A 14,917-nucleotide genomic window follows, 5' to 3' on the forward strand; every position below is an offset into this window, starting at 1 on the left:
AATGCATCGTTGTTTACCTGGTCAGCAAGCTAGGTGATCATGAAGCTCAGTTCTTGCTCATCGAAATCTCTATAACTATCTTCCGATGAAAGTACTTTGGCCTTGCACACATAAACGAAGCCAGCCATCGATTCTTTTTCATTGTACCAGTCACCAAGTTTATCTTTATGTATCACCGTCGAAGAGCCACAAAGTGCGCGGATACCTTTTGGGTGTTTTGGCTGCCATTCAGAGAACCAAAAAGAAGAAAAACCTATCATGGATTCGTCGACATAATAACAAAATTCTCCATCGGTAGTTTTCCCGATTAACTTTTTGTCTTCAATGTCGCACTTCGGAACATATAGACCTCGTGATTCCATATCAGAATGCCAATGTCCATATCTATTGAATGGGTATGGTGTAGTAGCCATCACTCCACTATTATTTTCATCATTATTGCTGAATTCGTAAGTTAGCTCGGGAGCAAGTAGGTCTCCGACAGTTATACATCCAGAGCGTTCTTCTAGCTGCAAAGCTTCTTCTGAATTTTTGAAAGTTGCAGCTCTGACAACAGACAAATCAATCCAGTTGTGTTCATCTATTCTTATAGGTATCGAAAAAGCCAATAATGCTTGAGAGTCGTCAATTGAATCGAAGTTTGCCAAAGCAATCTCAACGAACTTGGTAATTCCCTCAATGTCGGCGGTACTATTTCTGTCCCACTCTGGTAACCAATTCGGTTTCCGTGGTTTAAATCCTGTATATGCTGGTTCTATAGGCAATGCAAGTATTGAGAGGTGCTCAGCATAAGTATCTGGCATATCATAGAATTTCTTTGCTATCTCTATAGTTCGCAGATAAGCGGAGCGTCCTCGATGGCTAGCTTGTGTATAAAACTGTCCTGTGGCGCGTTGTCGGTCGCTGCCAAGAAAATAATCAATTTGTGTTTCCGACGATGGCAGGTATTCAAAAGTATTGCTCCATTCCATCTCATAATAATCTGTAAAGGGAATGCCGGTTCTTTGCTCCTCTTTCTCGAGCCATGAATAATATAGGTGTGGAATATGCGTACCTTGAAAGTAGTTGAATCTATGGTTATCACCCCGAAGACTGATAACAGGGGTAAATGGGTAAGCGTACTCACCTAGCTCATCGGAGCTTTGAGTTAATTTGTCTATAAGAAGGTCTGATAGCGTCGATCTGGCCTTGATGTAGCTCCCTAAATCTTGTGGACACTTGTATCCTTTGGAATGTGCGACATAAAAAGCACAAAGCACCTCAACGCACTCCGACTCTTGTTTTCTGCTTGCTAAATCTTGCTTTAGTAAACGCTCAATATTTGGATGCTTACTGTTCAAAAGAAGAGAAATCTGTTCGATTGCCCACAACTTAATTGATGGTACTGGGCATTTTAGCCTTGAAATTAGCAGTCTACTCAAAGCATCTTCGACAGAGTCGGTATCTCCCCAGTCCCAAGCTGGCTTAGTCAATGTTAGGTTTCGGACACTACTCTCTAATCCTTCCACCATAGCGAGGGTTAGCTGTATCGCTTCATCGGTTCTGCCGCCGTGAGCAAGCAGATAAACTAGCTTGTCATTAGGTATTATTAAGCTACCCAATTTGTCTTTCCAACTATCAGGCTGCGAAGTGGTTAATCCAATAAATTCATCAATCTTATTAGGGTATTGCTCTGCAACTACGCCAAGTCGATTGATACTGTCCTCAGAACTTTCATACCAATTCGACCATCCGTTCATTGCAGTATGAGCGGAAATCAACAACCCAAATGCCTTAGCCTTACCTGCCATTTTTCTTTGGCTTTGAAATAGCAAGTCCAAAAGATATCGTTTGTCATCATGGCGATCAATAAATGTCATGGCGTGTGGCGTCAATTGCTGTAATAGCTCAGCTTCTTTACCTTGCTCCAGCCAGAATAAATACCAACATTTCCAAAACTTTCGAGTGCTGATGTTTCCTTTTAAATCCTTCGCTAGTTGTTCGAAAGATTCGGGGGGGTAATCGGCGGGGCTTAACTTGATTTTTTCGTCAAACTCATCTGCCTTTGATTGTTTTTCTTGGGGTTCATCGAGAATATCGATGCCAAGCAAGTTACCAACTTTTGATGCAATGTCTGTTGCGTGTGCATTTCCAGATTCGTGCTGCTCTCTAATAATCTGATAGCATGAACGCGGCAACCCAGTTAAAAAAAGGTGTCCAGCAATTGGTGATGATAAGTCGCATCGTTCAACCAGTCTTTGAATGGTATCTTCTGCATAGTACCACTCGCCATCGTGAAGCTCTTGATCATATATTGAGGCAGCAGTTTGAGGGTTCAGCTTTGCAGCCAATGAAGATATTGAGTGTTTGGAATGTCTGGTTTCATCCCCATCAGTAAATTTGGAAATGTTAAATACGATCGGTGAAATTCTTTCCAATACTTGGAGTGCAGTTTTCGAATCAACTTTCGATAGATATTCAATTGCATTAAGCACGTCAAATATTGTCGGGTCTTTATGGTGTCCATACCCAAGTACAAAGTCCCATGTCTTTTTCAGACATTGCTTAAAGTAATCTTGTTGATCGTGTCGAAATGCTATATTGGCAAGCTCAAGGTATGCATTGGAGTTCTCAATAGTTTCTTCGAGTTCACTTTTCTGACGCATTATTTCACTGTCAATTAACAGCTTCACCGCGTCTTCGGTAAACAGCTCAAGATTTAGTTCTTTGTACCAGAGCCGTAGCCAATCAGACCGAAAAACATCAGATCCTAAAACATTTTCTAGCTCATTAGACGATATTTTGTCTTTCATTGTTATTAAGTGGCAATCTGCCGCAATTTCAATCCACTCTCTCTTTAAAGCAATACCCGACCTACGTTTTTCCCATTGAGTGTCATCAAATATTTGGCCTGAAGGGAACATCAAGCAAATCAGGTCAAAAGTTAATTTGCTTTCTATTAAAAGCTCGAAACCAACCAAATTAGCTAGCTCATTTAGCAAGTCATAATGATCTGAAACATCGGCTCTTTCGGACTCCGCTCGTACTGGTATCCAACTAAAATTACCTCCAGCGGTAATTCTGAGTTGTAGCGCGGAGAAAAACCATGAATGATAGCTCAGTGAGGTTTCTACCTTATAGCCAACCGCAGAATCTCCACCATAAAGCTCAGCGTTGATATCGATGAATGTTTGCTCAAGATATGCATCTGAGAACTTGCTGAGTTCCTGAGAATAGAATTTTTGATATTCTGGCCAGCATGTAACATCAGCGTCTTCAATAATGCTCAACCTAATAACATCAAGTTCGATTTTGCTAATGTGCGGAGAATCGCAGGGTAAACATCGCCAGGCTCTCATAAGAAGGCCTACTTCCTTCTTGATAAGGCATGCTGTTCTAAAGCTGGCGATGTAACCATCTGGCCAATTTGCAAAGTTGTTTTCGTCAAAGATGGCGTCGTAGTTTAGGCTATCGGTTAGCGTACCAGCCTTAATTATGGTAGCAGCTTCGCTTTCTTCATCTTGTGAATCTCGTGAAGCTAATAATTTTGTTTTAGCTCTGTAACGATCAATTGCCTTTCTGGACAATTTCGCAGCTCTGTCAGTTTCTCCACGAAACCACATCGCAATTGATAGTATTGATAATTTTATTGGAGTGTATTCGTTTTCCCTTGATAAAACTTCATTAAGAGCAAGGGGGTCAGCGCCAACTAGTGATAACATTTCCAGAGAAGTTGAATCCCAGGTTTGAAATTCAGGTCCGTTGATTAGTCTAGTTTTTAGCTCTCTGTGCCGATAGGCCTCAGCATAGTCACGCTCGCTAAAGGCATAGGTTTCTGCTTCTGATAATAATCTGATACTTGCTTTAACGGGCATTCCTAGAATTAATCTATCCAATACCCAGTCGCGTGTAACGCCTTGTCGCAGCTCGGTTGTATTACCAGATAAAGCTTGGCATGACCAAAGCCAATGGTCTTTAAGGTGAGTCGGCGCGCCAAGCTCGAGCCATGCGCAGACATCTGTAAGTAACTCATCTATGCGACTTTGATGATCGGCGAGGCTTCTAACAAATACGACCAGGCTTTCATGAAATGGTCTTACACCTGAAATAGTTTCAGATAGCAAATGTGCAACAGCATCGACGCTTGGAGCTTTGCCATGCTCGTCGTTAATAACTTTACCAATCGCATCACGTGGCCAAGCGAATTTGAAGCCACAACTAAGGTGAAGAACATCTTTTTGTCTGTAATTGAGAGATAGCCACAGCTCATTGTAGTAGCTTGTTATATTGCCATCGGTACAAGGGGGTAGTTGCTCAATTTGCCATTTAGATAGTGGTAATCCGTGGCTGGATAAATACTCGGATGAGTAAATTACATGAAGAGGGTAACCATTAGTGATTTTCAGTAATTCATTTGCACTGCTTTGAATTTCTTCACTCTGATGCTTTTCGTGACAATTTAGAAATAACCGTCCAGATTTAACATGAACTTTTAAATATTCATAGATTGAGTTCCCAGACATTTCTGGTAGCCAGCACCACTCATTCTTTGGTGAGTTGGTTAGCAAAACATTAGGTAAAAGAGCGTTATCAACAGGTTGGGTGCCGATGAGAACGACTATGTTCTCTGATACTGGCAATAGTTGTTTGAATATTTCATCTAATGGCTTTTTGTTTTTGGCATTGTCACGCCAAACATGATCCAAACCATCTATTAGTACTACAAATGGCTTTCCTTTTGTGTTGTAGTAACTTGCGCACGTTTTTATTGCTTTGCAAAGATCCTCTGCTTGACTTGTGTCTGCTCCTGCGTCTTTGTGAAGACTGTTAATTTGGTGAAGTAAAGACTCAGCGACAACTCTTGGACTTAAGCGGTCAGTGGTCGAGTCGCCTAGAGCCAAAAAGTAATGATGGCGTATAAGTGGGATTTTATAATTTTCTAACTCTTCGCATAGGAAGGAAAGGTAGGTACTTTTTCCGCCACCTGGCTTACCAGTTAAAGTAATTATCTCACCATTAGAGTTGGATATTCTATCCAGCATTTTATTGTGAAATTCTGAATCGGGAAGGCAGTAATCATCTGGTACGGCAAAAAATTCAGGGATTGGTTCAGGCCTCCTAGGAGATAAAACTTCTCTAATATGGTGAAGCTGAATCCAGCCTGCACTAGGAGGGTTATTTTGGAACATTGCCCATTCACGTGATCTTGAAATGAGCCGCTCAACTCCAGCATAATCTGAGAACTTTAGAAGTTCTTCCCGTACCCCACGAGATGTTGCATGGTGGTCACCATCGCTATGCTGAATTATTAATCTGGAACAAAGGTACTCAGCTGCATCTTCGCTTCCCAATTGGCTAACGATCTTGTTTTTTGTAGCCTCATCTATCCGGTCAAAATCGATTTTTGAACTAGATATGCAGGACTCCATGCTTCTATCAGGCAATTTATTGGTCAGAAGAACTACATCACCAAGTTTTTCAGAGGGTACTGAAACAATTGCATCATAAAGCTTTTTAAAAATAGATCGTGATCTTTCTGTTTTACCAGAAACTTTTAATAACCAGTCCCAGGAGAGTCGGTTTTCATCTTTATTAGGTGACGGAGTGAATTTGACCTGCCAAAAATCCTTAACCCCATCTGGTCGCTCACAGACAATATCATCAATTCCAGCAGGCGTATCATTGGTATCTTGGTCTGCCTCAAATGCAACTCTGGAATACTTCGTTGGATTTTGAAGCCACTCTGCAAGTAGTTTAACTCCTTGCAGCGTTTGATAGTCGTAGCCTGTATAGATGATCGCAGAGTTCTTTACCTTCATGAGACTTGAAAACAATCCTTGTTGTCACATCTGATAATTTTCAGCATCAATAATGCTCTTCAATATAAGCATAAGCTTTATTAAACAACTCTTTGTCTTTCCCCAAACCAAACTGCGCTAAGGTTACAAGTAAGGCTTTTTGAATTTCTCTTGGGCCGCTATTGGAATTTTGCCAGCCATCAAAGCGAGTGGCATTTACGATTTTGTCTATCTGCTCAACCACATCATGAATGACCTTAGGTGTACTGTCTGGTCGTGTTTCTAGGAATAACTTAGTAAGCGCCTGTACATTATCTTCTTCAGTTACAACCTTATCGCCGGTTTCGCGCTCTGCCTGGACGGTGTCTTTAGCGGCATCCAATAGGCCCTTTAACCAATCGATGGCTTTAATCACACCTGCTTCATAGTCTTGACGAAGCTTTTCTAATCGTTCGCCAAGTTCTACAAATGTAGGGTCACCACTACCACGTAATCGGCCCATCAAATCAATTTCAAGTTTACGCGCGCGTTGTTCTTGTTCCTTTTCTGTTAAGGTGAAAATCGCATGCTCGTCCATCACCAACTCATCAATGTCATCACGAATACGGTTAATGTCGGTATGCTCATGAATCATCTTAATGGTTTCAGGGCCGAGTGCCGCCCAAACTAGCGCACCGGTTTGGCCCACGGGGCGAACTGACTCATAAATTTGAGCCAGCCATTTATAATCATTTCTGAACGGACTTAAGAAAGGGTCGGGATTAATAGCTGACCACAGTTTAGTGAGCACACCAAAGCTTGCAGCAAATTCATCCCGTTTCTCGTTAGTCGGAAGACATTCTTGAGCGGCCATAATGCCCTCAAAACCTTCCAGTGTGCGATCCACATTTGGGAAGAAATCTAAACACTTTTTCAATTGCATTGGCAGTAGCTCTTTGAAGGCTTCTATGCCTTCTACCACACCTTCAATTTCATCAGGATTGTAAGCCAAAGCTGTGCGTAAATTTTCGAATACGCCAAGGTAATCGATAATCAATCCCATGGTTTTTCGGGTGTCATCGGTTTCGTACAAACGGTTAGTACGGCACATGGCCTGCAATAGCGTGTGGTCTCGTAAGGGCTTATCGAGATACATGCAATAACAAATAGGCGCATCAAACCCGGTAAGCAGTTTGGCGGTTACTATAATCAGCTGTAACGGATGGTTTGGGTCTTTATAAGATTCAATTAAATCTTTCTGCTTTTGCTCGTCGCCATCCAGTTCTTGCCAGCGGCCGAAGTCAGATTCTTGTATGGGCAGTTCCAGCTCATCTTTCCACTTTCGCCAGTCTTTATTGATTTTGTCTTTTTTATCGCCTTCTTTGGCTTTGATCGGCGCCTGGTCGACGTTCATTACCACCTCTACCGCGTCAAACCCCAGTTTATTGCCCAGTAGGTAATACATTTGAACACAAGCATCGCGATCATAAACCACCACCATGCCTTTCATTTTTTTCGGCTTAACGTGGCTGGTAAAGTGCTCCATAATGTCTTCGCTCACGGCGGTCATCCGCTTTGGTGCTTTGAGCATAATGGCGAGTTTACCGGCGCGTTTAGAAAGCGCAGCTTTTTCTTCTTCGTCTAAATTATTGTCTTTGGCCAGTTGTTCAAACTCTTGATTGATGGCATCACGATCCACTCGTAATTCGGCTAATCGTGGTTCAAATTTAACAGGGTTAGTTGCTCCATCGCGAATGGATTGTTTATAGCTGTAGCGGTTCATATAACGACCGGGATCGTCCTCAGCGCCAAACAATTTAAAGGTGTTACGATCAATGCCAGAAATAGGTGTGCCGGTTAAACCATAGAAATGCGCATTAGGCAGTGCCCAACGCATTTTTTCACCTAAGCCACCTTCTTGGGTTCGGTGCGCCTCATCCACCAAAACGATAATATTGTCTCGGTCGTTCAGTCCTTTTTCATTATTATCGTCAATTTCAACATCTTTAAATTTAAAGATAGTGGTAATTAAAATGCCACGACTGTCTTGCTCAATATGCTGGCCGAGCTTTTTGCAGCTTTGTACTTTAACTAAATTTTTAACGTCAGCCCCACCAAAGGTTTCGCTGATTTGGCTGTCCAAATCACGGCGATCGACTACCACTAATACGGTTGGGTTTTTCAACTCGTTATCGGCACGCAGCATCTTGGCGGCATATAACATCAAGAGGGATTTACCCGAGCCTTGGAAGTGCCAAATTAGGCCTTTTTTCGGAAAGCCGTTTCTTACCCTGTCAACAATCTGTTTCGCTGCTTCAAACTGTGGGTAACGGGGTAAAATTTTAATTCGTTTCGGCGGGGTGTTTTTACCGGTTTTAATACTTGAGAATAACGCGAAGGATTCAAGTAGCTGCAAAAGCGTTTTAGGGTTTAGCAAACCTTCCGAGCTATCCAGCACAGTTGCCATACCTGGTAACACTTCTTCACGTTGGTCAGTGTTGTGCCAAGGCCCCCAATCTTTTACTCGGGCATTAATTGCACCATAAGCAAAGGTTTTACCTTCACTGGCAAAGCATAAAAGATTCGGTACAAAGTACGGCTCAACATTTTTCCAGTAGTGCTTTTTTCCACCCATAAAATCGGCTGCACCATCTTGCCAGGTTACACTGGGGCGCGTCGCGGTTTTCACTTCTCCCACGACTAGTGGCAAGCCATTCACGTACAACACAATATCGAAATACACTTCGGTCGCGGCGATGTAGTGCACCTGCTGCGAAACCACAAAGTGGTTGTTCTCAATATTGTCGAAATCAATCAAGTTGATGGTGATATGGTCGCCGTTCTCGCCAAAGGGTAAGGTTTTCTCAGCCATTAACCACTCATGGAAGTTTTCATTGGCTTTTACCAAGCCAGTATGCCGAGCCTCTAGTATTACGCCACGTAGCTTGTATATCACCTCGTCGGCATAATCAGGCTGCTTCGCAATATCTGGGTTTAACGAACATAGCGCGTCTTTCAGCCATTCATCCACGAAGATGTCCTGCGCTTTTTTGGGTAACGCTTCGCCATGGCAATAAGTCCATTTAATACCGCTTAAACTTTTTAAGCGATCGATAATTCCATTTTCTGTGACGGTTAGTTCGTTAAACATCTAATCGGCCTTTAAGTTATTATTTATATATTCCGCACTTAGCAAAGAAACAAACTTGATATGCTCTTCAAATCGATTTCTAAGAGAGAACAGATTTGAGAAAATTGTAACTATCTCTTTTTGTTTGCTGATTGGCGGTACAGGTACAGGAAAGTTTTCTATCTCACTCTGACTAATCGTTGTCATAGTAGTGGTTTGCCCTACGCACAAGAAATACTTCCTTGCCCAGGGAGAAAGCGCATAAATATATAGGTACTCAGGCAAAACTATCTCAGAATTAACGTTAACTCGAATTAAATGGCAGTCAAAAGTTGATTGCTTAGCTTTATTTAAAACTAAGAATGGCCATCCAATTCCTGATTTAACAAGAGATGAACGATTGAATAGGAGGTCGCCATTCTTAAGGTTATATTTATCGAAGTCTGACTGGTTGCAACTAATTATTTCTCTCCTGTCCTCTGTCGAATAGGAGTTTACGTATCCGTCTACTACGTTGAGAAAAAAACAGTCAACTGACCCTCCACTGCCTTTTTTTACAAATTGCCCGTTTTGAGGTTTGCTCAAAAGTAATTCTTTTAGAGGCTTAATTTCAATGCTTGAAGTGGAGTTTATTTTTAGTGGATAAGTAGTGTAATCTTTAACTCCCAATTCATCTTTAAACGTCTTGTAGTATTGTGACTTTATGAGCTGCTCTTGAGCATCTACTAATAGGTCGGTACTTTTGACAACTTCGTTGGATTTTCTAACTTCTTGAATCAGCAATTTCCTCCCATTAGAGTCTGGAATTGCTAACTCGAAGTTGGCAAGGGATTTAAACTTTGTTCTTGGTGAAAGTGATCCTGATGATGTTTGAACTGACCATTCCCAAAAGTCTTTAGACTGCACAATAAAAGGAAATAAATCTTTTACATTTATATCAGGTTCCATAACAATGATGTCGCCAGAACAGATTCCATCAAATTCAGCAATCGCTGCTTTTTTTAAATAAGGGCGACGCTTGCCAAATAGGATGTGTCCTTTTTTAAATACTCGTGTAAAGCTAGGATTGTCTTCAGCGATCATCCCCCAACGTTTGATCTTGAGTGAGCCGGAATCCAAATGTTCTAAGCCAATATAGCGGTCGTAACCATCTGCAATCGGATCTCTTGTAGAGAGCTTTACCTCTCGGCAAATATCGCCAAATTTAATGGTTTTTTTGTCAGTCATTTATCTCTACCTCATGACCCATATCTGCGAGGTTCACAAATAATCTGTTAGTTTGCTTCTTCATTAGCACGCGGCTGACTTTCCATGCCTCTATGGCTTGTTCAATATTTTGTAATTCATCATTGCTTTGTGCTTGCACATAAAGCGGTATGGATAAGTTGTAGAGATTTTCCTCAATTGCTTCTATATCCACTAACGCTGTGATGCTGTTTTGGCTTGCTGGAGTAAAATATGCATCGCATAACACTGCTAAATCATTATCGGACAAGCTACTATGAGCACGCTCGCGGGTGACATGTTCAACACCATTGATAAATAACACCTTGTTTTTACGCTCGACGGGCTTATTGCAATTAAGTACCACCACACAAGATTCCATTGGCGAGTTGTAGAATAGGTTTGGCCCTAAACCAATTACCGCTTCTATAATGTCGGATTCAATCACTTGCTTACGAATTGCTTGCTCTGAATCACGGAACAATACACCGTGAGGCCAAAGCATGGCAGCGCGGCCAGTATCTGGCTTTAAACTTTTAATGATGTGGGTGTAAAACGCATAGTCGGCACAACCTTGTGGCGGCACGCCATAAAGGTTGCGTCCAAAAGGGTCTGCAGCAAACTTGTCGCGGTTCCATTTTTTAATCGAGTAAGGTGGATTGGCGAAGATTACATCAAACTGCTTAAGCTGGTCGTTTTCAATAAACTTAGGTTCCGCGAGCGTATCACCGCGCAACACGTCAAACTCTTCGATGTCGTGCAGGAACATATTCATACGGGCGATGGCGGAGGTAAGCAGATTGACTTCCTGGCCGTGTAAATGCACAGTCCTCCATTCGCTGCCCTGGCTACGCAAATCCATCACCGCATTCAATAACATACCGCCGGTACCGCAAGTTGGATCATAAGCGGTTTCACCGGGTTTTAAGCCCATAATGCGCGTCATTAGATGTACCACGGTACGGTTGGTATAAAACTCAGCGGCAGTATGACCAGAGTCGTCGGCAAACTTTTTGATTAGGTACTCGTAGGCTTCACCTAAATCATCTTGCGCGACTACAGATATGCCTAAAGGAATTTTGCTGAAGTGCTCGATTAAATCTGCCAGCAGATGGTCCGGCAGGCGTTCTTTATTGGTCCACTGCGCATCGCCAAATACGCCATGCAATCTCGGGTTGTTGGCTTCTATTGAACGCAGTGCGTTTTGAATGGCTTCACCAATACTTTTACTTGTATCGCGCACTGTTTGCCAACGCGCTTCATTAGGGATAGTAAAACGGTGGAACATTTCGGCGGTGGCCATTTCCATATCACCGGTTTGCTCTAACGCCTCGGCTAGCTCTTCTTCATAAACATCAGACAGACGCTTAAAGAACAGTAACGGAAATATAAACTGCTTATAGTCTGAGGCGTCAATTTGGCCACGCAGGAATTCAGCCGCACCCCAGAGTAAGCTTTCTAGTTGGTTTTTATTCATAGTCGGTAATCCAAATATTCAGGGCCTTCACACCAAATATTAATAAAGTCTCCATTGGGGTAAGGTGTGGTCTCGGATAGCAAAAATATTTTCTTAGGATAATTGTTGGCAAGTTTATCTAGAGTCGATTGTTTGAATCGTTTGAAGCTACCATCTTCGATTTGGCTATCTGACATATATGTAGACGGTTGACTCTCTAGTTCGCCGAACTTGAGTTTGTTAGCAAACACAAAACCATACCCACCTTTTCGTTTTTTTATCCACCCCTTTCCATAATAAATTCTGAATTCGTCTTCGAGCTCAGTTAAGTCTTGGCCATTGATTTCGACGAACAAATCCCTGATGTCGATAACGCCGACTTCAGGAAGTTGTACTGTGTGCGTTTCATTCGCTAAAAAAGCATCAATCAGTGACGAGAGTGTTTTTGAACGTTGGATTTTTCGCTTGCCAGATTCTGGACTATGGCCTGCTCGAGCTCTTGCTTCCGTATCATATACGCCTGACGTATTACCTGTTGGCTCAGGTCTTTTGGTGCTGGGTGGTTGCAGGTTTAGACGGATAGCGTGATCGACATATTCATCGCTGTCGCTATAGATATCTGTGGTGATTCTTGAACTTTTTTTCTGAGGATCGATGTCCTTTGCTATATCGCATTGTGAAGTGTGCTCACCCACAACTTTGTAATAGGGGTCTCGTTTTCTTTTTAGTTTGGGGCGATCTAAGTTGGCGCAGGTAACCGGTGCGTCGCATTTGTCATCTGGACACTGAAAGCTAAATTTGGATTTAATTTTCCCCTCTGCAAACTGTTTGTCTGCTTCTTGCGCTGTGATGCTTAGCTCAATATCTTCTGCAAAAGCCTTATCTAATTTCATACTTCGAAACCCTCTTTTATCAGTAAGGCTTCCAGTTCTTCCTCGGCTTGCTCCAGATCTGCCAATTTACTTTGGAAATCTTTCAATGCTTCTTCTACCGTAATAGTTTCTTCTTCAAGCGGCTTTTGCACATAACGCGCTATGTTTAAATTGAAGTCATTTTCTTTGACTTCAGATAGCGGCACCCAGCGAGCAACGCCTTCGATCTCATCTGCACCTTTTCTGGTTTTAGTAGAGGGTCCTTGCTGTTCTTGAGTGTGATAGATGCTATAGATTTTATCGGCTTGCGAATTAGACAGCGTGTTTTGAGCGCGGCCCTTGGTGAAAATTTCTTCGGCGTTGATGATCAGAATATGATTTTTATGAGCCTTCGGTCGCTCTTTGCGTAACACCAATATACAAGCTGGAATGCCTGTGCCGTAAAACAGGTTAGATGCCACACCGATGATGGCTTCAATTCGGTTTTCTTTGAGTAATTGGGTGCGAATTTTTCCTTCAGCGCCTCCACGAAAGAGCACGCCGTGAGGTAATACAACGGCCATTCGGCCATTGTCATTGAGGGACGCGAACATGTGTTGCACCCAAGCAAAATCACCATTGGTTTTAGGGGCCAAACCGAACTGTTTACGGCCATATGGGTCTGCCGACCAGAGATCGTAACCCCATTCTTTTAAACTAAAGGGGGGATTGGCAATCACATTATCAAACGTCTCTAGTCGGTCACTGACTAGAAATTTAGGTTCGCGAAGCGTGTCGCCACGTATAATGTCGAAATCTTCCATGCCATGCAGAAACAAGTTCATGCGAGCAATGGCTTCGGTGGTGAGGTTCTTTTCTTGGCCTTTAATCTTCAATAAGCGCGGATCACCGCCGTTTTCTTTAACGTGGTGAATGGTTTCTAACAACATGCCACCGGTTCCGCATGCAGGGTCATAAACGCTTTCACCCGCTTTCGGGTCAAGGATATTTACCATTAAACGAACGATGGTGCGTGGTGTATAGAATTCACCGGCCTTTTTATTAGCCTTGTCTGCAAAGCGTTTAATGAGGTATTCATAAGCGCGACCCATATCATCATCACGAACACTGGCAACGCCAAGATTCACTTTATTAAAGTGATTAAGCAAGGTGCTTAAGAGCTCATCCGAAAGACGCTCTTTGTTGGTCCAACTGGCGTCACCGAATATTCCATGTAGCTGTGGGTTAGCGAGTTCGATGCCTCGAAAAGCATCTTTTAATGCCTGACCAATGTCTTTTGTTTTTTCAAATACGTGTTTCCAGTGGCACTCGCTTGGAATTTGAATACGGTGGAACATGTCGCCTTTGGCAAGCTCTTTGTCGCCGACTTGCTCCATTGCCTCTTCAAACTCTTCATCATAAACATCGCAAACACGTTTAAAGAAAAGAATCGGGAAGATGTATGTTTTGTAATCTGAAGCGTCTATTGGGCCGGTAATAATATGAGCGGCGTGCCAGAGGTGAGCTTCGAGGTCTTTTAGATTAATCAGTGTCATTTTATTGTTCTGTCTCAATTACTTCAGACTCATAACCAGCTGCTAACTGTAAGTTATCGATGCCATATAAAGTGGGTGTGTTTTGAAGCCACAAGTGAAACTCTGGGCCCGTTAATGAGTGCTGCTTAGAACAGTCGACGTTCCAATGCCGCAAAAGATAACCAGCTACTGCTGCTCTTGCTTGGACTTTTAACACGGCATTTTCCATACCGTATTCAAGCTCAATAGTCTCGGGGTGAGAAAGCCTTGGATGCGGCACAATGTTTAAATCAACAATACGATTCCATTGATTATCGGCAGTCTTGGTTTGTGCTTCTGGAATCTCTTCATTGATAAGTTGTGGTGTTTCAATACGGTTAACAACAAAATCAGCAAAGCGTTCACGAGCTCTGTCGTAACCTCTAACATGCCAACGCAGGCCGTTATCAATCAATGCGAAAGGCACAATTTCACGTTCGCTTAAGCCGCTGGATAGTGAGCGGTACTTAATTTTCAAAACTTGGCAGTTGTGTATGGCTCGGGTGATGAGCGCTAAAGTTTGTATGTTTGGGTAGTTAAGCTGTGTCGGAGCTTCGCAGGTGACGATGGGTTTTTGAGTGCCTACAAAGTCATCACCAAAGCCATGAAGTAGCGCCGCTAATGTTTGGCTACCTGAATATTCAAAGAGTGGCGAAAAACCATCTCGCTGAATATAGGTTTTAGCTTTGGTGTCGTATTCGATGTTTTTAGAGGCGAGTTCTTTATATAAAGAAAGGTCTCGTGAGGCGGCTGCTTCCTTGATGCCAAAACGTGATACCAGATCAGTGCGGTTAACCGAGCCCAGAAAGAAGAGCTTAAAGTCTATATGGAATAGGCGCTCCCTTTGGGCTTGGCTAACTTTCTCTAACTGCGCTCTAGGCAGTGCTAGCTGATCCTGTTTATTGTTGTTAGCAGTGGGCGACATT

7 protein-coding genes are annotated in these 14,917 nt (G+C 42.6%); all 7 read right to left on the reverse strand.

The annotated features are described in order from the left end of the window. Positions 1 to 29: 29 nt before the first annotated feature. From L9P87_RS11565 to L9P87_RS11595, 7 genes are read right to left on the reverse strand one after another with little or no spacing between them, the layout of a single operon-like run. Positions 30 to 5,798, reverse strand: a complete 5,769-nt coding sequence (locus tag L9P87_RS11565; protein WP_237444903.1) for an ATP-binding protein — start codon at positions 5,796 to 5,798, stop codon at positions 30 to 32. A gap of 46 nt (positions 5,799 to 5,844) precedes the next feature. Beyond that, a complete protein-coding gene (locus L9P87_RS11570) occupies positions 5,845 to 8,907 on the reverse strand; it encodes a type I restriction endonuclease subunit R (RefSeq protein ID WP_237444904.1) in 3,063 nt (1,020 codons plus the stop codon). Continuing rightward, the gene (locus L9P87_RS11575) at positions 8,908 to 10,113 is read right to left on the reverse strand and encodes a restriction endonuclease subunit S (protein WP_237444905.1); all 1,206 of its coding nucleotides are present in this window, start codon (positions 10,111 to 10,113) and stop codon (positions 8,908 to 8,910) included. Beyond that, positions 10,106 to 11,587, reverse strand: coding sequence for a type I restriction-modification system subunit M (locus tag L9P87_RS11580; RefSeq protein ID WP_237444906.1), 1,482 nt, complete (start codon positions 11,585 to 11,587; stop codon positions 10,106 to 10,108). Before L9P87_RS11580 ends, L9P87_RS11575 begins: the two co-directional genes overlap by 8 nt. After that, positions 11,584 to 12,459 (reverse strand): hypothetical protein, encoded by an 876-nt coding sequence (locus tag L9P87_RS11585; protein ID WP_237444907.1) that lies wholly within the window; start codon positions 12,457 to 12,459, stop codon positions 11,584 to 11,586. The genes L9P87_RS11580 and L9P87_RS11585 overlap by 4 nt, the downstream gene beginning before the upstream one ends. After that, the gene (locus L9P87_RS11590) at positions 12,456 to 13,973 is read right to left on the reverse strand and encodes a type I restriction-modification system subunit M (RefSeq protein ID WP_237444908.1); all 1,518 of its coding nucleotides are present in this window, start codon (positions 13,971 to 13,973) and stop codon (positions 12,456 to 12,458) included. Before L9P87_RS11590 ends, L9P87_RS11585 begins: the two co-directional genes overlap by 4 nt. A gap of 1 nt (position 13,974) precedes the next feature. Further along, the gene (locus tag L9P87_RS11595; RefSeq protein ID WP_237444909.1) at positions 13,975 to 14,916 is read right to left on the reverse strand and encodes a WYL domain-containing protein; all 942 of its coding nucleotides are present in this window, start codon (positions 14,914 to 14,916) and stop codon (positions 13,975 to 13,977) included. Position 14,917: the final 1 nt, after the last annotated feature.

Origin of the sequence: Sinobacterium norvegicum (genome assembly GCF_923077115.1) — a bacterium.
Lineage (GTDB): Bacteria > Pseudomonadota > Gammaproteobacteria > Pseudomonadales > Sinobacteriaceae > Sinobacterium > Sinobacterium norvegicum.